Origin of the sequence: Rhizobium sp. Root1203 (assembly GCF_001424945.1) — a bacterium.
Lineage (GTDB): Bacteria > Pseudomonadota > Alphaproteobacteria > Rhizobiales > Rhizobiaceae > Rhizobium.
In genome coordinates this window covers 582254-601766 of sequence record NZ_LMCW01000001.1, presented here as the reverse complement: position 1 = coordinate 601766, position 19513 = coordinate 582254, and the positions used below count along the sequence as shown (strand labels likewise).

The 19513-nt window shown below is 62.9% G+C and carries 19 protein-coding genes; 12 read left to right on the top strand and 7 right to left on the bottom strand.

The features are described 5' to 3' along the window. Positions 1 to 97: 97 nt before the first annotated feature. Complete coding sequence (locus ASC97_RS02950; RefSeq protein WP_057466833.1) at positions 98 to 736, bottom strand: LysE family translocator; 639 nt, start codon at positions 734 to 736, stop codon at positions 98 to 100. 128 nt (positions 737 to 864) lie between these two features. Between ASC97_RS02950 and ASC97_RS02945 the strand changes: the two genes are divergently transcribed. Continuing rightward, positions 865 to 1569 carry a helix-turn-helix transcriptional regulator gene (locus ASC97_RS02945; protein ID WP_057466832.1) on the top strand — a complete coding sequence of 235 codons (705 nt, stop codon included), beginning with the start codon at positions 865 to 867 and terminating at the stop codon, positions 1567 to 1569. A 91-nt stretch (positions 1570 to 1660) separates the two neighbouring features. Here ASC97_RS02945 and ASC97_RS02940 read toward each other — a convergent pair whose 3' ends face one another. Next, positions 1661 to 2110, bottom strand: coding sequence for a winged helix-turn-helix transcriptional regulator (locus tag ASC97_RS02940; protein WP_057466831.1), 450 nt, complete (start codon positions 2108 to 2110; stop codon positions 1661 to 1663). 90 nt (positions 2111 to 2200) lie between these two features. Between ASC97_RS02940 and ASC97_RS02935 the strand changes: the two genes are divergently transcribed. Both ASC97_RS02935 and ASC97_RS02930 read left to right on the top strand, forming a co-directional pair. Next, positions 2201 to 3016: an oxidoreductase gene (locus ASC97_RS02935; RefSeq protein WP_057466830.1), complete on the top strand. Its 816-nt coding sequence runs from the start codon at positions 2201 to 2203 to the stop codon at positions 3014 to 3016. 58 nt (positions 3017 to 3074) lie between these two features. Then, positions 3075 to 4076 carry an NADP-dependent oxidoreductase gene (locus ASC97_RS02930; RefSeq protein ID WP_057466829.1) on the top strand — a complete coding sequence of 334 codons (1002 nt, stop codon included), beginning with the start codon at positions 3075 to 3077 and terminating at the stop codon, positions 4074 to 4076. Positions 4077 to 4130: 54 nt separating this feature from the next. Here the strand turns inward: ASC97_RS02930 and ASC97_RS02925 are convergent, their stop codons facing one another. Beyond that, positions 4131 to 4985, bottom strand: coding sequence for a metallophosphoesterase (locus ASC97_RS02925; RefSeq protein WP_057466828.1), 855 nt, complete (start codon positions 4983 to 4985; stop codon positions 4131 to 4133). A gap of 254 nt (positions 4986 to 5239) precedes the next feature. After that, a complete protein-coding gene (locus ASC97_RS02920) occupies positions 5240 to 5842 on the bottom strand; it encodes a superoxide dismutase (protein ID WP_057466827.1) in 603 nt (200 codons plus the stop codon). Between the two features lie 197 nt (positions 5843 to 6039). On the opposite strand from ASC97_RS02920, the gene ASC97_RS02915 reads away from it, so the two are divergent. Next, a complete protein-coding gene (locus tag ASC97_RS02915) occupies positions 6040 to 6384 on the top strand; it encodes a hypothetical protein (RefSeq protein WP_244481385.1) in 345 nt (114 codons plus the stop codon). A gap of 263 nt (positions 6385 to 6647) precedes the next feature. Further along, positions 6648 to 8153: a hypothetical protein gene (locus tag ASC97_RS02910; protein WP_057466826.1), complete on the top strand. Its 1506-nt coding sequence runs from the start codon at positions 6648 to 6650 to the stop codon at positions 8151 to 8153. Between the two features lie 50 nt (positions 8154 to 8203). Here ASC97_RS02910 and ASC97_RS02905 read toward each other — a convergent pair whose 3' ends face one another. Continuing rightward, on the bottom strand, positions 8204 to 8548 hold the full coding sequence (locus tag ASC97_RS02905; protein ID WP_057466825.1) for a nuclear transport factor 2 family protein: 345 nt from the start codon (positions 8546 to 8548) through the stop codon (positions 8204 to 8206). Positions 8549 to 8708: 160 nt separating this feature from the next. Here ASC97_RS02905 and ASC97_RS02900 point away from each other — a divergent pair, with 160 nt between their 5' ends. From ASC97_RS02900 to ASC97_RS02890, 3 genes are all read left to right on the top strand, one after another. Further along, complete coding sequence (locus ASC97_RS02900; RefSeq protein WP_057466997.1) at positions 8709 to 9548, top strand: helix-turn-helix domain-containing protein; 840 nt, start codon at positions 8709 to 8711, stop codon at positions 9546 to 9548. Between the two features lie 88 nt (positions 9549 to 9636). Then, positions 9637 to 10314 carry a YbhB/YbcL family Raf kinase inhibitor-like protein gene (locus ASC97_RS02895; RefSeq protein WP_057466824.1) on the top strand — a complete coding sequence of 226 codons (678 nt, stop codon included), beginning with the start codon at positions 9637 to 9639 and terminating at the stop codon, positions 10312 to 10314. After that, positions 10311 to 11543, top strand: coding sequence for a multidrug efflux MFS transporter (locus ASC97_RS02890; protein ID WP_057466823.1), 1233 nt, complete (start codon positions 10311 to 10313; stop codon positions 11541 to 11543). The genes ASC97_RS02895 and ASC97_RS02890 overlap by 4 nt, the downstream gene beginning before the upstream one ends. 22 nt (positions 11544 to 11565) lie before the next feature. Here ASC97_RS02890 and ASC97_RS02885 read toward each other — a convergent pair whose 3' ends face one another. Beyond that, entirely contained in the window at positions 11566 to 13662 is a 2097-nt protein-coding gene (locus tag ASC97_RS02885; RefSeq protein ID WP_057466822.1) for a catalase, read from the bottom strand. Positions 13663 to 13855: 193 nt separating this feature from the next. Then, positions 13856 to 14743, bottom strand: coding sequence for a branched-chain amino acid aminotransferase (locus ASC97_RS02880; RefSeq protein ID WP_057466821.1), 888 nt, complete (start codon positions 14741 to 14743; stop codon positions 13856 to 13858). Between the two features lie 249 nt (positions 14744 to 14992). On the opposite strand from ASC97_RS02880, the gene ASC97_RS02875 reads away from it, so the two are divergent. From ASC97_RS02875 to tam, 4 genes are all read left to right on the top strand, one after another. Continuing rightward, positions 14993 to 16033 (top strand): zinc-dependent alcohol dehydrogenase family protein, encoded by a 1041-nt coding sequence (locus tag ASC97_RS02875; RefSeq protein ID WP_057466996.1) that lies wholly within the window; start codon positions 14993 to 14995, stop codon positions 16031 to 16033. Between the two features lie 220 nt (positions 16034 to 16253). Next, positions 16254 to 16721 (top strand): cupin domain-containing protein, encoded by a 468-nt coding sequence (locus ASC97_RS02870; RefSeq protein ID WP_057466820.1) that lies wholly within the window; start codon positions 16254 to 16256, stop codon positions 16719 to 16721. Positions 16722 to 17101: 380 nt separating this feature from the next. Then, on the top strand, positions 17102 to 18661 hold the full coding sequence (locus ASC97_RS02865; RefSeq protein ID WP_057466819.1) for a TerC family protein: 1560 nt from the start codon (positions 17102 to 17104) through the stop codon (positions 18659 to 18661). Positions 18662 to 18676: 15 nt separating this feature from the next. Then, complete coding sequence (gene tam, locus ASC97_RS02860; RefSeq protein WP_057466818.1) at positions 18677 to 19447, top strand: trans-aconitate 2-methyltransferase; 771 nt, start codon at positions 18677 to 18679, stop codon at positions 19445 to 19447. Positions 19448 to 19513 lie beyond the last annotated feature (66 nt).

The window sequence follows — 19513 nt, the reverse complement described above, 5'->3', positions numbered from 1 at the left end:
AACGCCGGCATGATTGCAAATTTATCTCAGCCACGCAGTAACAAGTGGGTGATATCGCACGCATTTCAGGAATCCGACGAAGCCTGTGCCGTCGTCCTCATACCGGCGTACGCCAGCCGTGCCAGGCGGTGAGAAGCGAAACCGCGATCAGCAGGCCGCCCGCGACCCGTCCGACGAGGATCGTCGCCTGCGGATTGGAGATCAGCATCGTCCTGCTCCGGGCGGCGCTGAAGGCCACCGTTCCATAGATCGCGGCCTGCGTCGCCATCGTCATCAGCCCCATGACGATGCCCTGCACCCAGATCGGACCGTAGATCGGCTTCAGGAACTGCGGATAGACCGCGAGCATGAAGAGATAGGCCTTGGGGTTGATGAGGCAGGTGACCGCCCCCTGCCGAAAAGCCCGCCAACGGGAGCTGCCGCCATCGGCATCGACCGCGTGCACGGTGATGGAGCTGCGGACCAGCGTATAGCCGATCCAGGCCATATAGGCGGCGCCCGCGAAGAGCAGCGGGTTGAAGAGCGCCGGCAGCAGGCTCGCCAGGATGCCGACGCCGATCGCACCGTAGAGCGAATGCACCGCGCCGCCTGCCATGATGCCTGCCGTCGCCGCCATGCCGCTGCGCCGGCCGCCGGTCAGAGCGTTGGCGAGTACGAAGAGCATATCCATGCCCGGCACGATGATGATGCCGAAGAGAAGAGTGAAGTAGAGCCAGAGGTTTTCGCTATAGGTCATGTCAGTTTACCGCCATCCGGAACAAGGCCCGATTCGCAGACCTTGTTGATTTTCAATTCGATAGGCGGCTCTATACGAAACTCCAACTGACAGGGTATTGTCAGTAGCGTTGACGACGAGGGCAGAAAATGCGCAAGGCCTCACGGCTTTTCGAAATCATCCAGATCCTGCGGCTGGCCGGCAGGCCGATGACGGCGGCTGCCATGGCCGAGACGCTTGAGGTGACCGTGCGCTCGATCTACCGCGATATCGCGGCACTTCAGGCGATGCGGGTGCCGATCGAGGGTGGGCGCGGTATCGGCTATATCATGCGGCCGGGCTTCGACCTGCCGCCGCTGATGTTCTCCATCGAGGAGATGGAGGCGATCGTATTGGCGCTGGCGCTTCTGGACCGCACCGGCGACGACGAGTTGAAGCAGGCGGCCAGGCGGGTCAACCAGAAGATAGCCGGCGCCGTGCCTGCTCCTTTGCGCCAGGCGATGGAGGGCAAGGCGCTCTATGCCTGGGGCTCTGCCGCCCGATCTCCCTCAGGGTTCGATCTGGGCCTTGTCCGCCGCGCGATCCGCGACGAGCAGAAACTCATGCTCGACTATCGCGACGAGCTTGGCCGCAGTACCGAACGTACGGTGCGGCCGATCGCACTGATCTACTACTCGCAAACGGCAAACATCGTCGCCTGGTGCGAGTTGCGCCAGGCGATCCGCAACTTCCGCAGCGACCGCGTCGAGCATTGCTCGGCCGCCGAAGACCATTTCAAGGGCGAAGGCGACCGCTTGCGCGACCTCTGGACGTCCGGCTGGACCGAGCGAGCAGACAGCCGACAGTCCCGTTAGAGCTGGGGTCAGACGAATTACTGCGACATCAGCATTTGGCGGCAACAGTCATGAGGTATCGCTCGAGCCGCGAGAGTCGTGAGGCGCTATTTCATATACCGTGGGGGCCTCGCTCGGGTGCTGCGATGCGAATGGGACGTGTTCCGACTGGAGCGCCTGTCTCGCGGTCGATGGTGACGGGGTCGATCTCCGTTCCGGTCTCGGCATCGAAGAAACGGGTCACCTCGCCCCCGCCGCGGTGCTTGCGTCCCCACGCGCCGATCGCAAACAGCACCGGCAGAAAGTCGCGGCCGGCTTCCGTCAGCACATATTCGTCCCGCGGAGGACGGTCGGAGTAGCGGCGTTTCTCCAGCAGTCCTTCCTCGGTGAGTGATGAAAGCCGCGCCGTCAGCATCGTCGGCGCAATACCAAGGCTCTTGCGGAAATCATCGAAGCGGGTCAACCCCGCATGGGCGTCCCGCATGATCAGCATGCTCCATGCGTCCCCGACAAGCGCGAGGCTCCGGGCGATAAGGCAGGGTTGGTCCGATAGATTTTTCATGTAGCTATCTTTTTAGTAGTGACTTGATATTGATTTGATAGTAACTCATTGCCCATCGTTGTTCCATGACAAAAATGAAAGCGGAAGTCGATGAGCAAAACAGAACCTGGCGTTGCCCTGGTCACGGGCGCGTCCTCCGGTATCGGACTGGTAACGGCACAAGCGCTGAAGCGCGATGGCTACCGTGTCTTCGGCACCAGCAGAAAGCCGATGCCCGACACCGCGGATGGGATCACGATGCTGGTCTGCGACGTGATCGATGATGCATCCGTGCAGGGCGTCGTCGATGAGGTTCTGCGCCGCGCAGGTCGGATCGATCTTCTCGTCAACAATGCCGGGATCGGACTGCTTGGTGGCGCTGAGGAATCCACGGCGGCACAGGCAAAGGCCGTATTCGACGTGAACGTGTTCGGCATCATACGCATGACAAATGCGGTCCTGCCCGTGATGAGACGCCAGCGTCGAGGCCGGATCGTCAACCTCAGTTCCATACTCGGGCTGATCCCCGCCCCCTTTAATGCGCTCTACGCATCGACCAAGCACGCCATCGAAGGCTACTCGGAGTCTCTCGACCATGAAGTGCGAACGCAGGGCATCCGCATCGTGGTTGTCGAGCCCGGCGTAACCCGCACCTCCTTCGAAGAGAACATCACGCGTCCGGACCGTCCGCTTGCCATCTACGATGCGGTTCGCGCGGACGCGGAGAAGCTGATGCGCGAGATCGTCGCAAAGGGCGACGCCCCCGAGGTGGTCGCAAGAGAAGTCCTCAGGGCCGCCAAAGCGGCATCGCCCAAACGACGCTACACCGCCGGAAAGACCGCAGGACAGGTCCGCTTCATGCGCCGGTTCCTGCCCGAGTCCTTCGTCGACAAGAACCTTCGGAAGTTCAACAGACTTCCCGATTGAGCTTGCATCGCCGTATTGCCGGCGCTGCCGGCTGACCACAGAAATGAAAGTTAGTCTGATGAAATCATTCCTGATCGATCGCTATGCGAAAGGCGGCGCTCTGCGGTTAAGCGAAAGCCCCGAGCCGGAGCTGCGTGTCAACGACGTCATGGTCGAGATTCGAGCCGCTGGCGTGAACCTCCTGGACAACAAGATCAGGGATGGAGAGTTCAAGCTCATCCTGCCATATCGCCTTCCGCTGGTGCTGGGCAACGATGTAGCGGGCGTCGTGGTCCGGGTCGGGGCCAATGTCCGGCAATTCAAGCCCGGTGACGAGGTCTATGCACGTCCGGCCCAGGATCGCATCGGGACATTTGCCGAGTACATCGCCGTCGACGCGACCGATGTAGCGATGAAGCCGACCAATCTGACCATGGAAGAGGCAGCGTCAATGCCGCTAGTCGCCCTGACGGCTTGGCAGGTGCTTGTCGACAAGGCCAAGTTACGGCGGGGACAGAAGGTCCTGATCCATGCCGGCTCGGGCGGCGTGGGCACGATAGCGATCCAACTTGCCAAGCATCTCGGGGCATATGTCGCAACGACCACGAGCACAGCAAATGTTGCTCTTGTGAAAAGTCTCGGCGCTGACGTGGTGGTCGACTACAAGAAGGATGACTTCGAGAAAGTGCTGAAGGGCTATGACGTTGTGCTGAACAGCCTCGGGAAGGACACGCTGGAAAAATCCCTTGCGGTGCTGAAGCCGGGCGGGAAGCTGATTTCGATTTCCGGTCCACCCGATCCGGATTTCGCGAGGCAGAATGGCTCCGGCTGGCTGCTTCGACAGGTCATGCGCCTGCTAAGCTCCGGCATCAGGAGAAAATCGAAACGCCGAAGCATAAGCTATTCTTTCCTCTTCATGACCGCGAATGGCGGGCAGCTCGAAGAGATTACCTCTTTGATCGAGGCAGGTGTCATACGCCCTGTGATCGACCGGGTCTTCCCGTTCGAAAGGACCAACGAAGCATTGGACTATGTCGAAACGGGTCGTGCGAAGGGCAAAGTCGTGGTCAGTGTCAGATGATGCCAGGGGGATGATCGTGGCAAAGGGCATTGCGACTCTGGGAAAGCTCGCAGTCTAGGATCGCAGCTTCAGCGTCCGGTCTTCCTCACGACCGAAGCCGCGGATCTCGATGCGGTCCTGCCACACGTCGACGATGGCGAAGGTGTTTTCGGTCTCCGTGTCCACCATGCCCTTGAAATTGACGAAGTGAAGGCCGTCGATCTCGCCGTAGTTGCCGACGTGGTTGTGGCCGCTGAAATAGGCGGCGACATGATCGTGTGCGGTCAACAGGGCGACGATGCGCTCGCGGTCCCAGGCGTCGTGTTGGTTCGGAGGGTAGACCGGATAGTGGTTCATGACGATCACGCGCTCGCCGGCGGCGCTTGCCGCCTGGATCTGATCTCCGAGCCAGGCGAACTGCTCGTCGCTGAGGGCGGCGTTCCATGCATGAGCGTTGATTGCGCTCTTGGCACGCAGCTCCGCCAGCTGCATCTCTGCCAGCGCCCGATGCGGGTGCCCTTCCGCCGGCGCGAAGGTGCTGACCTCGTTGCCGTTGAGGACGATGAAGCGCCAGCCGTGGCGGGCAAAGGCATAGTAGGGCGACGGCAGGCCGACGCGTGCTGCGACATCGGCGAGATGTTGAGGCGCGACCGAGAAATCGTGGTTGCCGAGCAGGAAAAAGCTCTCGTGCTGCAAACGCCCGTAAACCGGCAGGATATCGTCGAAGCTCGCGAAATCCCGGTCGATGATGTCGCCGAGCGTCATGACGAAGCTCAGATCCTCACCGTTGAAAACCTCGATCGCGTCGGCGAGTTTTGCGAGGCTGTTGGCGTAGTGGCGGTTCATGCCGGGATGCGGCTCGATATCGGCGTATTGCGGATCCGCGACGATGCCGAAGCGGAAAGCGGGGGTGGCGGAAGTCTGTGTCATGTCGGTGGCTTATGAGCGGCGGGTGACAGGGATGTGACAGGACGCGGGTTGGCCGCAGGTTGGCATGTTCATGGAAGCGGGCTTTGTGCGCGGGGCCCCCTCATCCGGCCCTTCGGGCCACCTGCTCCCCCGGGGGAGAAGGTGGATCGGACGAGGCGGCCGGCGCAGGCGTGACCATCAAAGAAATGGCCTCAAAACGAAACCGCCCGGCGTTTTAAGGCGCCGGGCGTTCAATCACGTGTCGCTGCGACAGCTTACTTGGTCGCGGCTTCGTAGCGCTCCAGGACGTAGTCCCAGTTGATCAGGCTGTCGACGAAGGCTTCGAGGTACTTCGGACGAGCGTTGCGGTAGTCGATGTAATAGGAGTGTTCCCAGACGTCGACGCCGAGGATCGGGGTTGCACCGTGAACGAGCGGGTTCTCGCCGTTCGGGGTCTTGGAGATTTCGAGCTTGCCGTTCTTGACGGAGACCCATGCCCAGCCGGAGCCGAACTGCGTCGTGCCGGCGGCAACGAAATCAGCCTTGAACTTGTCGTAACCGCCGAGATCGGAGGTGACAGCCGCTTCCAGCTTGCCGGGCAGCTTGTTGCCGCCGCCGCCCTTCTTCATCCACTTCCAGAAGTGGACGTGGTTGTAGTGCTGGGCCGCGTTGTTGAAGAGGCCGGCATTGGTGCCGAACGACTTCTTGACGACGTCTTCCAGGGAGAGATCAGCAAGACCGGCTTCGGCCGCGAGCTTGTTGCCATTGTCGACATAGGCCTTGTGGTGCTTGTCGTGATGGAACTCCAGGGTTTCCTTCGACATGAAAGGCTGCAGCGCTTCGTAGTCGTAGGGAAGTTCGGGCAATTCGAAAGCCATTGTGGTCTCCTCTTGGCAATAGTTTGCGTAATCGGCAGGTGAGGCGGAACATAGGAGCGCAAGCGGGGTGAGGCAACCGGAGAAATGTCAAAAAAGATGGACGACGAGGAATATTTGCCTCCGCTAAGGGCTTGGCATGCAAGGGCCAAATCAACCATGATGACCTCTGCCGATGACAGGAATACGGGGGCTCGTCCATGCGAACGCATCAGATCCGGTATTACATCCTTGCCGCAACCTTCGGTGCAGCTGCCTTCACTGCAGCGACCGGCGCGCACGCCTCGTCTGGCGACGCATGGGCCGAGTTCGCGAGCGAGGTCCAGGGGAAATGCGAAACGGCCGCACGGGCAGCGATCGAATTCCCCCACGCCGTCGTCGATCCGTTCGGAAGCGAGCACTTCGGGGTGGCGCTGGTGACCGGAAAGCCGAAAGGTGCAAACGGCTTCGTCAGCTATTTCTGCGTCTACGACAAGCAGACGAAGAAGGTCGAACTCGGCAGCGAGCTCGAGACGGAGAACATGAGGCTGCTTCCCGACGAATAGAAGGGCCGACGAATAGAAGGGCCGACGAATAGCCGCGGTTTGGGCTGTTGCTCAAAGCCCACACGCCCGCTCCAAACGATGTCGGCCGGCAAATCCCTGTTGATTGTCACGTGCCGTATTTTGACAGCTTCGTATAGCCATTTCTAAATACAACCGGAGCATGGGAGTTAAGGAATCAGCCCAGTCTTTTTTTGGACTGGCTTTATTGGCTGTATTTCATATTTCGCCGGCGTCTTTGGCAAAGTACTTTTGGGGCACACGTCATGGTCATGAGCTTTTTTCGTCGCAGTGAAGATGGCAGGGCACTGCCAACGGCCGGCTACCGGCCGGCATCGATAGCCGATCAGCGTCCGAACCCTGGCGAGGCGCTGCGCTACACGATCCCGGACGTCGCCGATTTTTCCGCCTTCGGGTCGGCGCTTGAAGAGAACCAGCGCACATCGGAAGACCTGATGCAGAGCCTCACCTCGCTGCAAGGCCGGGTCTCTGCGCTGCTCGGCACCCACAGCCAGTCTCTCAACGAAACCGGCGCCCTGCGGGCCGAATGCGCGCGGATCAGCTCGCTTCTGGATTACGAGAGCAGCGTCCGCCAGAAGGCCGACCAGGACAACGCGCGGCTCAGCGCCGAAAACAAGGATTTCCGCAGCGACGTCACGCAGCTGCGCACCGAGTCCGAGGCACTGCGCGAAGAGCTGACCAAGCTGCAGGGCGTACATGAGGTTACCCGCGAAGAATTCACCATCGTCGAGACCCGTCTTTTCGACGCCGAGCGCGAGCTCAGCGACCGCGTCATCCAGTTCGACGAAGCCTCGACGCTTCTGAAGCGCGCCCAGCAGGAACTCGACCAGCGCAGCCGCGAGCTGAGCGTCACGCGTGAAAAGCTCGACGGCGAGACAACAGCGCACCACCTGCTGATCGAAACGTCGCGTCGCGAAAACGGTGTGCAGGCACGCGAGATGGCGCGACTCAACGAAGAGCGCAGCCATCTGAAAAGCAGCCTGATGGAGCAGGAGGCGCTGGTGCGCAACCTGCAGATGGCGGCTGCCGGGCTGAAGCAGGACCTGTCGCTGTTCGAAGAGCGTCACAAGCGCCTCGAGATCGAGTTCGAAACGCTGCAGGCGTCCTCGGCCCTGGAAATTGCCCACCTGACCACCAAGCACGAGGCGATCGGCTCGAAGGCTGAACTCGTGGAAAAGCTGCTCATCACGGCAAACGGCCGCAACAGGATGACCGACGAGGAACTTCAGGCGGCGCGCGCCGAACTGAAGCGCGTCAAGTCCGAGCTGGCGACGACGCTGTCGCGCACCGAACGCCTCGCCGAGGACCTGCAGCGCGCCCGCGCCTCCAGTGCCGAAAACGAGAACGCGCGCCGGGAACTCGCCACGCAGAACAACGATCTGACGCTGAAGCTGCGTGAGACCGACAGCCTGCGCGTCCGGCGCGACCGCGATGCCGACGCCTTGCGTCGCGACATGGATACCCGCATGGACTCCGACCGCCACGAGATCGGCCAGCTGCGCACGAGCCTGGAGATCGCCAAGTCGGAGATTCGCCAACTGCGTGCCGAGCGGGCGATCCTGACGGGCCAGCTCGAAGTGGCCCGCAGCGAGCGTACGGGTGGCGTCGCCTCTTCGCCGGCGCTCGATGACATCAGGATGCCGACGGCGACCTACACGCCGATGATCGATATCTCCGAGCGTTCGCTGCGGCCCAATGGTGCCGGCTCCGCAGAGACCGCAGAGTCCGCTTACATCGCTCCTGCCGAATAGCGTCGTTTGCCAGCCCTCGCCGCACCCCGCGCGAGGGCGTCGATGCCATCTTAGGCAGACCGTCCGAAATAGACATCGACAGAGGCGATCCTGTCGCCCCTGAAGCGCAGCATTTCCATGTTCCGGAACGCGCTGCCGTCGGGTTTTTCGGCGCGGTAGCAAACGGCGGCTTCATCGCCTTCGACCGCGATATACTCGATTGCGATATCGCGAAACGGCGGCGGCGAAGGCCAGCAAAGGTCGAAATAAGCGCCACGGGAGATATGATCGTCGCGCGGGCTTGAGAAGACGAAGTCGTCGCTCAGCATTGCCCCGGCGAGGTCCTTGCGTCCCTCGAGATAGGCCGCATAGAGTGCGCGAACGGTTCGCTCCCGCGACAGGCGGTCGGTGTCCATGGCAACATCCTTTCGGCGTCGTGGCGGCCATAATCCGATTGCATTTTGCAATCGGATTTATAACACGCGACCCATCGGGCGACAACCGCATCGGCTTGGCGCTTGGAAAATGGGCAGCGATGGTTCAGGATCGGCGACATCATCGAATGCGGGTCAGATCATGACGGACGTTCAACATATACTGGAGCGGCTGCAGAAGCTTGCCGCAAGGGACAACCGGCCGCCGGCGCTGCCGGAGGGCGCACAGCGCTCATCCGCGCTGTTTTCCTTCGTCACCCGCGAGCGCGAGCGCATTGCCGGCTGCGCCTTTCCGCGCGCCTCCATCGTCGCGATCGTCGAGGGCTCCAAAGACGTCGTGAGCATGGGACGGCAGTCGCGGTTCGCCGCGGGCACCGCGCTCGTTCTGCCGGGCGGATGGCGTGGCGACGTGGTCAACGACCCGGATCCGGCAAGCGGCGTCTACCGCGCGATCTTCATCGACTTTCCCGATGAACTCGTGGCGCGCGCGGCTCGCGCCCTTCCGCCGCAACGCCCGGCCGCACAGGTCGACCTTCCGCTCGACGCGGCTCTCAGCAGTGCTATCCACCACGCCGGCGAAGGGATCGTTGCGGGCAATCTGCCGGTGGCGCTGATCGAACATCGGGTGATGGAAGTGCTGATGGTTCTCGGCATGCGTGGCGCCCTTCCCGTCAAGGCACAGACAACAGGCGATGCGGTGCGTGCGCTCGTGCGCTGGCAACCGGACAGGGCCTGGACGGCCGACACTGTCGCTTCGGAACTCGGAACCAGCAACGCGACGTTGAGACGGCGACTTTCCGAAGAGGCAACGTCGCTGCGTGCCCTGCTGGCGGAAGTCCGCGTCGGCCTTGCGAAGGCGATGCTCGCCGAGGACGGGCTTTCGCTCCGCGAGGCGGCGCTTGCGGCGGGCTACCGCTCGCCGCGGCGCTTTGCAGAGCGAATGCGTTGCGAAACGAGTGGCAAGCAAACCGCCGATGTTTGAGCGAAATTGTTCGATATTTGAGCGTTTCTGTACGCGGTGCAGTCAGCCTTGTTGCTAGAGCTTTTCCGTCAAACGAAAGGACAGGCTCATGCATATCAGGACCATCTTCACCGCAATCTCCCTTCTGGCCTTCGGTGCGGCGGATAGTCGGGCCGCGGACATCTCGGTGACGTTCGGGAAAAGCAACGAAGGCTCGCTTCCGACGGCGAACGCCTCCTGCGTCGCGGCCGACGGCAAGGCGGCGGCGGGCAAGAACAGGAGCCCGGCCCTCTCCTGGTCGAAAGGTCCCGCCGGCACGCGCTCCTATGCGCTTGCCATGACCGACCCCGACGTACCGGCCGATCTCTCGCTTCTGAACAGGGACGACACCGAGATTGCGCGCGATCTGCCGCGCATGGAGTTCACGCACTGGATTCTGGCCGACATCCCCGCCTCGGTGACACGGCTTGCCGAGGGCGCCGACGGTGACGGCATGCCGCAGGGCGGATTGCCGTTGGAAAGGACCGAGCACGGCCGGCGTGGCCAAAATGGCTTCGCAGCCTTCTTGAAGGATGGGCCGCACGGGGGCTATATGGGCGCGTGCCCGCCCTGGAACGATCTGCGCATCCATCGCTATCGCGTGACGGTCTATGCACTCGACACCGACCGACTCACTCTTCCCGACGCCTTCACGCGCGCCGATTTCCTTGCCGCGGCGAAGGACCATATCGTTTCGTCCGGCGCGGCGGAACTGACCTACACGATCAATGCGAAGGCCACGAAATGACCGATACGAAATGGGATGCAGCCGCCGCCGAAGCCGGCTCCATCCACTGGAAGCGCAATCTGGTCGTTTCGCTGATCGGCTCGTTCACCACGATCGTCGCGATGACACTGCTGCTGCCGTTCCTGCCGCTCTATGTCGAGGAGCTGGGGGTCAGCGACCACGCCGCTATCGTACAGTGGTCGGGCATCGCCTACGGCGCGACCTTCCTTGCCGCGGCTTTCGTCGCGCCGCTCTGGGGGCGGCTCGGCGACATCTACGGGCGCAAGCTGATGCTGGTGCGCGCGAGCCTCGGCATGACGGTGGCGATTTCGCTGATGGGCATGGCAGGCAACGTCTGGCAGCTGGTCGCCCTGCGCCTCTTCGTCGGATTGGCCGGCGGCTACTCCTCCGGCTCCATGGTGCTGGTCGCCACCCAGACGCCCAAGGATCGTTCCGCCTGGGCGCTCGGCACGCTCGCATCGGGCATCATGGCCGGCAACCTCGTCGGACCGCTGATCGGTGGCGCACTGCCGCCGCTGATCGGCATCCGCGGGACCTTCCTGGCCGCGGGAGCGCTGATCTTCCTGGCGTTTCTGGCGACGGCCTTCCTGATCAGGGAAGAGAAATCCCCCGCCCGCAAACAGGCGGCCAAAGCAAGCGGCGGCTGGGCCTCGATCCCGGACAAGCGGCCTGTCATCGCCATGCTGGCGACCGGCCTTCTCCTGATGCTCGCCAACATGTCGATCGAGCCGATCATCACCGTCTATGTCGCGCAACTGGTCGAGGATCAGGGCAAGGTCACCATGATCGCAGGCGTCGTCATGTCCGCAGCGGCGCTGGGTGCCATCCTGTCCGCCTCGCGGCTCGGCAAGCTGGCCGACCGGATCGGCCACTGGCCCGTGATTTCGGGCGCGCTGGCGGTGGCCGGCCTGCTGCTGATCCCGCAGGCCTTCGTGACCAGTTCCTGGCAGCTGATCGTCCTGCGTTTCCTGATGGGCGTGGCGCTCGGCGGGCTCCTGCCCTGCATCTCGGCCGTCATCCGCCACAGCGTGCCGGACAGCGCAGCGGGCAGCATCCTCGGCTTTTCGGTCTCGTCGCAATATGTCGGCCAGGTGGCCGGACCCGTCCTCGGCGGCTTCGTCGGCGGCCATATCGGCATGCGCGCGGTCTTTCTCGGAACCTGCGTGCTGCTGGTCGCGGGAGCGGCCTATTCGTGGCTGGTGCGACCGCGGGAGGACGAAAGCCGCTGACGCGGCTTTCGCGTTCATCCGATCAGGCAAGCGTCCGAAGCTTCGGTTCCCGGTCCCAGTAGCGCCTGGCGGCAGCGTCCACAAAGCCCTTGTCCAACGCCACCACGCCGGCATCCGGCTCGACGCCCGCCTTCTGCAACAGAGGCGCGGATTCGGCTGTATGGCCGATCGCCTTCAGGTGCCCGTAGGCGTCCATGACCCACTGGACGGCCGCCGCCTCCTTCAGCAGCATCTCGGTGCCCTCCTTCGACAGCAGGACGGCGGCTGCATCGAAGAGCTGCGAGGGAGAGCCTGCGAGCTGACCGTCGGCCTTCACCACCGTGCCGTCGGAGAGCTTCGCCTTGCCGACCCTGGGCGCGACGACGAAGGGGGTCGCCTTGGCGTTCCGGATCGCCTTCACCAGCGCCTCCAACGCCTTGGCGTCCGTACCGTCGGCGATCAGAATGCCGATCCTGCGGCCTTCTATGGTCGCTTTCATGTTCTGCTGGATCGAAAGGGCCGGCGACGGGTCCATGTCGATGGGTTCCCGCGCCGCCGGGTTCTTCTTCGGCAAATCGATGCCGAGACCATTGGCGACGCGCGTGGCGAGGTCCCGATCGACGTTCAGCAGGTTGCCGACCATGCGCGGGGGCACCTCCTCGAGGGCGACCTTGGATAGCTCGAAGACGAAGGAGGAGGCGATATGGGCCTGTTCCGACGGCGTCTGCGATTTCCAGAATAGCCGTGCCTGGCTGTAGTGGTCGGCAAAGAGTTCGCCCCGGATACGAAGCTTGTCGCCCTGCTCCTGGCTGAGGGATGCAGCCTCATCCGTGTGGAAGCCGGTGACGGGACATTCGCGCGGCCCGCCAGGTTCGCCGTGAGCGGCAAGGCTGTTCGGCTCGTAGTTCGCCCTGCCCTTGGGCACCGCCATCTGCATCTGCCCGTCGCGCTGGAAATTCATGACAGGACATTTCGGCGCATTGATCGGCAGCTGGTGGAAGTTCGCGGTGCCGAGCCGCGATTTCTGGGTGTCGAGATAGCTGAACAGCCGCCCCTGCAGCAGCGGATCGTTGCTGAAATCGATGCCGGGCACGATGTTTGCCGGACAATAGGCGACCTGCTCGGTCTCGGCGAAGAAATTGTCCGGATTGCGGTCGAGCACGAGGCGGCCGACGATCCTCAGCGGCAGGACTTCCTCCGGGATGAGCTTGGTCGAATCCAGCACGTCGTAGGGCTGGCTGTTGGCGAAGTCTTCGTCGAAGAGCTGCAGGCCGAGCTCCCATTCGGGGAAGCTGCCGGAGGCGATCGCTTCATAGAGGTCGCGCCGGTGGAAATCGTTGTCGGCCGCCTGAAGCTTCAGCGCCTCGTCCCAGATCGTCGATTGCATGCCGAGCTTCGGACGCCAGTGGAATTTGACGAAGGTCGATTTGCCGGCATCGTTGACGAAGCGAAAGGTGTGGATGCCGAAGCCCTGTACCGTTCTGAACGAGCGGGGGATGGTGCGGTCGGACATCGCCCACATCAGCATATGGGTGGACTCCGGCATCAGCGATGCCCAATCCCAGAACGTGTCGTGAGCGCTGCCTGCCTGCGGATAGGCGCGGTCGGCCTCCATCTTGACTGAGTGGACCAGATCCGGAAACTTGATCGCATCCTGGATGAAGAAGACGGGGATGTTATTGCCGACCAGGTCCCAGTTGCCTTCCTTGGTATAGAACTTGACCGCGAAGCCGCGCACGTCACGCGGCGTATCGACAGAGCCGGCACCGCCTGCGACTGTCGAGAAGCGGACGAAGACCGGCGTTTTCTCGCCCTTGCGCCGGAAGAGGTCGGCCCTGGTGATATCGGACAGAGATTCCGTTGCCTCGAAGTAGCCGTGCGCGGCGGAACCGCGCGCGTGGACGATGCGCTCGGGGATGCGTTCGTGATCGAAATGGAAGATCTTTTCCCGCAGGACGAAATCCTCAAGCAGCGTCGGGCCGCGCGTGCCCGACTTGAGACTGTTCTGATTGTCGGAAATGCGGATGCCCTGATTTGTCGTCAGGTGATCGAGACCGTCATGCGGCCCCTTGGCGGGGATGTGCTGGTGGGTCTCGCCGCCGTTGCCGCGATCGGTGTCGAAAGGTGATTTGTCGGACATGTGCTGGCTCCCTCTGCGTGCGTATGCACAGGAGCTAAACAACGGCGCGGGACAAATGTTCCGGCCCGTTGCGACAACTGCCGGATGCGCGGACCGGCACGCAAATCCGTGCCGGCTCGATGCTCGAACGACAGCGGTTTCCGCCGCTTGGATCGCTCCGCTTGTCAGTTGACGCGGCTTGCGCCGTCGTCCGTCACTCGCCGCTTTCGCTGCGGCCGAAAGCCCAGTTCATGTAGAGATCGAGCGCCTTGCGGGTGACGGGTCCTTGCTGGAAATCGCGCCCGTCGAGGCGATTGACGCCCACCACCTTGGAATAGTTGCCGGTAGTGAAGATCTCGTCGGCGTTCATGAAGTCCTCGACGGAGAGCGTGACTTCGCGCACCTCAAAGCCCGCCTTGCGCAGCAGGCCCATGACGCGGGCGCGGGTAATGCCGGCGAGGAAGGTGCGGTTGGCGATCGGCGTCGAGACGATGCCGTCCTTGACCATGAAGACATTTGAGGATGCCGTCTCGGCGACGTTGCCGTTCATGTCGCACATCAGCGCGTTGTCGAAGCCGCGGCTTCTGGCCTCGGAGATCGCGCGGCCGCTGTTCGGATAGAGCGAGCCGGCCTTGGCGTCCGTCATCGCCGTTTCAGGCGTCGGGCGGCGATAGGGCGAAAGGGTCAGCGAGTTCGGGGCGTTGTTGCCGAGCGGTGCTTCGAACAGGCAGAGTGCGAAGCGGGTGGAGTCGCCATCGACGCTGACGACGCTGCCCGGCGAACCGTGCTCGCCCCAGTACATCGGCTTGATGTAGATCGGCGTCTTGCCGTCGAACCTCCTGATCCCCTCCCAGGCAAGCGCCTCGATCTCCTCGGGCGTGTGCACCGGCTTCAGGCCCATGTTGACCGCCGAGCGATTGATGCGCTGGCAATGCAGGTCGAGATCGGGGGCGATGCCGTCGAACCAGCGGGCGCCGTCGAAGACGGTCGAGGCCAGCCACATGGCGTGCGAGGTCGGCCCGATCAGCGGCGGATTGCCGGTAAGCCACTCTCCCTCGACGTAGGTCCAGGTGGATGAACGGGGCGAAGTATCGACTGCCATGAGACTCTCCTTGAAAAGTTCGTAGAGCAAAATCCCCCGCCGAAGACCGGGTCAAGCGGAAATCCATGCCGAAAAACGCTACGCAACAAAAGTGCCTGACATTGGGCGCTCTCGGCAAGATTCATGCGCCTGATGGCGACGCGATCGATGAGTGCATCAACGAAAATCATCGATGCCGCAGTTGGAACCAAAGCCGGTCACATGCGATCATGGACGCCGGAAGAAGCAGATCAAGCCGGAGTACCCGCGATGAAAGCCATGTTCTACGACGCCTTCGAAAAGGCTCCCGAGATTCGCAACGTGCCCGATCCGACCCCTGGCGAGGACAGCGTCGTCATCGCCGTCGGCGCGACCGGGCTCTGCCGCAGCGACTGGCACGGCTGGATGGGCCACGATCCCGACATTCGCCTGCCGCACGTGCCAGGCCATGAGCTCGCCGGCAAGGTGGTCGCCAAAGGCAAGGGCGTGGTGCGCTTCAAGATCGGCGACAGGGTGACCGTGCCCTTCGTCTCCGGCTGCGGCCATTGCGGAGAATGCCGTTCCGGCAACCAGCAGGTCTGCCCCAACCAGTTCCAGCCGGGCTTCACGCATTGGGGTTCGTTTGCCGAATACGTGGCGATCGACTATGCCGACACCAATCTGGTGCACCTTCCCGACAGCATCGACGATGCGACCGCGGCGAGCCTCGGCTGCCGGTTTGCCACCTCGTTTCGGGCCGTTGCCGACCAGGCGCGCACCGGCCCCGGCGAATGGATCGCCGTGCACGGCTGCGGCGGCGTCGGCCTTTCGGCGATCATGATCGCCACCGCGCTGGGCGCCAATGCCATCGGCATCGACGTCTCCGACGAGAAGCTTGCCTTTGCCCGCGAGTGCGGCGCCGTGGCGACGATCAACGCGACGACGGTGGCCGATGTGCCGGAGGCCGTGCGCGACATCACCAAGGGCGGGGCGCATGTCTCGATCGATGCGCTCGGCCACCCCGTGACGTGCTTCAACTCGATCAGGAACCTGCGCCGGCGCGGGCGACATGTGCAGGTCGGCCTGATGCTCGGCGAACATGCGACGCCGCAGATTCCGATGTCGCAGGTGATCGGCCATGAACTGGAGATCTACGGCAGCCACGGCATGCAGGCCTGGCGCTACGACGCGATGCTCTCCATGCTTGCTGCCGGGAAAATCGCGCCGCAGAAGCTGATCGCCCGCAGGATCAGCCTCGAGGAAGGCATCCCGGCGCTGATGACGCTCGACAGGGCGGAGACGACGGGGATCAGCGTGATCACGCGATTCTGATCGCCGCCGACAATCGGCGGGAAGGCGACCGGCGCGGCCGCCGGGGACCTTCCCTGCTGCCTGAAACCAAGCCTGGACAGCGCTTTCCGCTTGAACGGCAGTGCCGGAAAACCCATATGCCGCGAGGTCGGTTTCGGCAGTGACCGATGACCGCAGGCGGGTTGCCAAGAGCTTGAGAAAGGTCTAACCGGCTCGCCGCCAAGAAAAAGAAAAGCGAGACATCATGTCCAACTCATTTGTAAACACGCATGCCCAGTCAGGCGCGCAGGCCCTCTTCGTCACCGACGAGAAAGTCGAGCGGCGGGCTCGCCTGGAAGGAACCTGGCTCAACATCTTCGACGTCACGGTGCCTTCAGGCTGTCGGACGCCGCTGCACAGGCACGCCAGCCCCGAGATTTTCCGCATCATCGAAGGCCGGCTGACAATCCGCCGCATGACGGATCAGGGCCTTGAAGAATTCGAGGCGACCGCGGGCGACATCGTGAGAATCGATGGCGACCAGGCGCACGGCTATTCCAATCCGGGACCGGAGACCGCGGTCTTCTCGGCGATCATCGACAGCGAGATGGCCGAATTCTTCGAAGCCACCGGCTCCCGCGACCCCTCCAGGACCGCTCTCTCCGGGGAGACGATGAAACGCGTGACGGTCGTTGCCAACACCGACGACAACACCATTCTCGCAGCCTGAACCGCCAATCGGCCGTCCGGTCTGCCCGGGCGGCCACCATGCAAGATCCTGCGCCTCACCCCCACACAGACGAATTCTCGCGCTCCCTCTTGCGTTCGCAGCCATTCACCTTCAAAATTACAGTATGCCTGACAGCGACCCTTCCAGTACCAACTCCGCCCATTCCGAACGGGATCTTCCCGATGACGATGGCGGCGACCACTGTAGACGGCGCGATTTTCATCGTGCCGGCCCAAGGCTGACAACTGCCGCTCATGACGCGGCCCCGTCCCCATTCATTGCGGTAGTCCGTCGTCGGTCGCTTGCGCCCGACGCTTTCCGCGTTTCACGTTTTCATCTGAAAAGGAGCGGCCCGTCCGACGCGGCTGCATGAACCATTGATGTTCTTTGACTGGATGTCCGACCCTTCCGCCTGGGTCGGCCTTGCGACCCTTATCGTGCTCGAGATCGTTCTCGGCATCGACAACCTCGTTTTCATCGCCATTCTGGCAGACAAGCTGCCGCCGCATCAGCGCGACCGGGCGCGGCTGATCGGGCTCGCCCTCGCGCTTTTCATCCGGCTTGGACTGCTCGCCTCCATCGCATGGGTCGTGACGCTGACGACGCCTTTGTTTTCGGCCTTCGGCTTCGGCTTTTCCGGCCGTGACATCATCCTCCTCGTCGGCGGCCTCTTTCTGTTGTTCAAGGGAACGATGGAGTTGCACGAGCGGCTTGAGGGCCATGTGGAAACGTCGGAGAAGAAGCTCGTCCATGCCGTTTTCTGGCAGGTGATCGTCCAGATCGTCGTGCTCGATGCGATCTTCTCGCTCGACAGCGTGATCACCGCCGTCGGCATGGTGCAGCATCTGCCCGTCATGATGATCGCCGTCGTCGTTGCCATCGGCGTCATGCTGCTGCTTTCCAAGCCGCTGACGGCCTTCGTCAACAAGCATCCGACCGTCGTCATCCTCTGCCTCGGGTTCCTGATGATGATCGGCTTCTCGCTCATCATAGAAGGCTTCGGCGTTCATCTGCCGAAGGGTTATCTCTACGCCGCGATCGGCTTCTCCGTGATCATCGAATCGCTGAACCAGCTGGCGCGACACAACCGGGAACGCCTGATCACGCCGACCAATATCCGCGAGCGCACCGCGGACGCCGTTCTCGGCCTTCTCGGCGGCAAGCGGCCGCAGGTGACACTCGGCCCGACGGCGGACCTGATTGCCGAACAGACCGCCGAGGAAGACGTCTTCTCGACCGAGGAAAAGGACATGATCCAGGGCGTCCTGACGCTTGCCGGCCGGTCGGCGAAGTCGATCATGACGCCGCGCACCGACATCGACTGGCTCGACCTCGATGCGCCACAGGCGGAACTGCAGCGGCGCATCGTGGATCTCGGCCATTCGCGCTTCCCCGTGGCGCGCGGCAGCCTCGACAACTTCATCGGCGTTGCCAACGCACGCGACCTGTTGCGCGATATCATCGTCGATGGCGAGATCAACGCCGAGCGTTCCATCCGCCGGCCCTTCGTCGTCCATGAAAGCATCAGCGCCTTGAAACTGATGGAACAGCTGCGCCATTCCAGCGAGGCTGTCGCCATCGTTCTCGACGAATACGGCGACCTCGAGGGCATGGTGACGCCGACCGATCTTCTGGAGGCCATCGCCGGCGAATTCCCGGACGAGGACGAGGAGAAGCTGACCATCGAGCGCGGCGACGACGGTTCGCTGACCGTCGACGGCTGGATGGAAATCCGCCACGCCTCGAAGCTGCTGGATGCCGATCTTGTCGACGGGACGGACCGTTATTCCACGCTAGCGGGCTTCATCCTGTGGCGGCTCGGCCATCTGCCGCACGAAGGCGAGAACATCAGCGTCGGCGACTTTTCTTTCGAGGTCGTGAAGCTCGATGGCCGCAACATCGACAAAGTCCGCGTCAAGCGTATCGCCGAAGCCGCATAACCATGGAGAGTTCCGATGGCATGGTCTGCCAGCCAGTATGTGAAATTCGAGGATGAGCGCACCCGCCCGGCGCGCGATCTCCTGGCGCAGGTTCCGCTGGAGAGTTTGCATCGCGCCATCGATCTCGGGTGCGGTCCGGGAAATTCGACGGAACTGATCGTCGAGCGGTTCGGGGCGGAGGGCGTCTCGGGACTGGACAGCGACACGAACATGCTCGAAGCGGCCCGCAGGCGCCTGCCCGGCATCGCCTTCGTCGAGGCCGACCTTGCGAGGTGGCAGCCCGATGTGCCGGTCGATCTGCTATTTGCCAATGCCGTCTTCCAGTGGCTGCCGAACCATATCGATATATTCGACCGGTTGATGGACGGCCTGGCGCCCGGCGGTGTGCTTGCCGTGCAGATGCCCGACAACCTCACCGAGCCGACGCATCTGCTGATGGAGGAGACGGCTCACGCCGGGCCGTGGAAGGCAGCGTTCGAGGCAAGGAGCGTGCGGCGAAACCCTCTGCCGCCGCCGTCCACATACTACAGCCGGCTGATCGCCAAGGCGGCTCGCGTCGACATATGGCACACGGCGTACAATCATCCGATGGCGGATGCGGCTGCGATCGTCGAGTGGGTGAAAGGTACGGGCCTTCGCCCCTATCTCGACCATGCCGGCGAAGCGCATCGCGAGGCATTCCTTTCGGACTACCTCGCACGGGTGAAGAAAGCCTATCCCGTCATGGCGGACGGGAGAGTGCTGCTGCGCTTCCCGCGGCTGTTCATGGTGGCGGTGAAGAACTGAGCGAAACGTCGCGCTATCTCCTTTCCCCTTGCCAGCCAGACGCCCCGCTTTACATTGACCGCTTGA

Bases quoted from the DNA above. Each gene is read 5' to 3' on its own strand.
- ASC97_RS02925 (WP_057466828.1), bottom strand. From the start codon at position 4,985: ATGACACAGACTTCCGCCACCCCCGCTTTCCGCTTCGGCATCGTCGCG.
- tam (WP_057466818.1), top strand. From the start codon at position 18,677: ATGGCATGGTCTGCCAGCCAGTATGTGAAATTCGAGGATGAGCGCACC.
- ASC97_RS02945 (WP_057466832.1), top strand. From the start codon at position 865: ATGCGCAAGGCCTCACGGCTTTTCGAAATCATCCAGATCCTGCGGCTG.
- ASC97_RS02885 (WP_057466822.1), bottom strand. From the start codon at position 13,662: ATGTCCGACAAATCACCTTTCGACACCGATCGCGGCAACGGCGGCGAG.
- ASC97_RS02890 (WP_057466823.1), top strand. From the start codon at position 10,311: ATGACCGATACGAAATGGGATGCAGCCGCCGCCGAAGCCGGCTCCATC.
- ASC97_RS02880 (WP_057466821.1), bottom strand. From the start codon at position 14,743: ATGGCAGTCGATACTTCGCCCCGTTCATCCACCTGGACCTACGTCGAG.
- ASC97_RS02900 (WP_057466997.1), top strand. From the start codon at position 8,709: ATGACGGACGTTCAACATATACTGGAGCGGCTGCAGAAGCTTGCCGCA.
- ASC97_RS02915 (WP_244481385.1), top strand. From the start codon at position 6,040: ATGCGAACGCATCAGATCCGGTATTACATCCTTGCCGCAACCTTCGGT.
- ASC97_RS02920 (WP_057466827.1), bottom strand. From the start codon at position 5,842: ATGGCTTTCGAATTGCCCGAACTTCCCTACGACTACGAAGCGCTGCAG.
- ASC97_RS02895 (WP_057466824.1), top strand. From the start codon at position 9,637: ATGCATATCAGGACCATCTTCACCGCAATCTCCCTTCTGGCCTTCGGT.
- ASC97_RS02930 (WP_057466829.1), top strand. From the start codon at position 3,075: ATGAAATCATTCCTGATCGATCGCTATGCGAAAGGCGGCGCTCTGCGG.
- ASC97_RS02875 (WP_057466996.1), top strand. From the start codon at position 14,993: ATGAAAGCCATGTTCTACGACGCCTTCGAAAAGGCTCCCGAGATTCGC.
- ASC97_RS02935 (WP_057466830.1), top strand. From the start codon at position 2,201: ATGAGCAAAACAGAACCTGGCGTTGCCCTGGTCACGGGCGCGTCCTCC.
- ASC97_RS02865 (WP_057466819.1), top strand. From the start codon at position 17,102: ATGTTCTTTGACTGGATGTCCGACCCTTCCGCCTGGGTCGGCCTTGCG.
- ASC97_RS02910 (WP_057466826.1), top strand. From the start codon at position 6,648: ATGGTCATGAGCTTTTTTCGTCGCAGTGAAGATGGCAGGGCACTGCCA.
- ASC97_RS02940 (WP_057466831.1), bottom strand. From the start codon at position 2,110: ATGAAAAATCTATCGGACCAACCCTGCCTTATCGCCCGGAGCCTCGCG.
- ASC97_RS02905 (WP_057466825.1), bottom strand. From the start codon at position 8,548: ATGGACACCGACCGCCTGTCGCGGGAGCGAACCGTTCGCGCACTCTAT.
- ASC97_RS02950 (WP_057466833.1), bottom strand. From the start codon at position 736: ATGACCTATAGCGAAAACCTCTGGCTCTACTTCACTCTTCTCTTCGGC.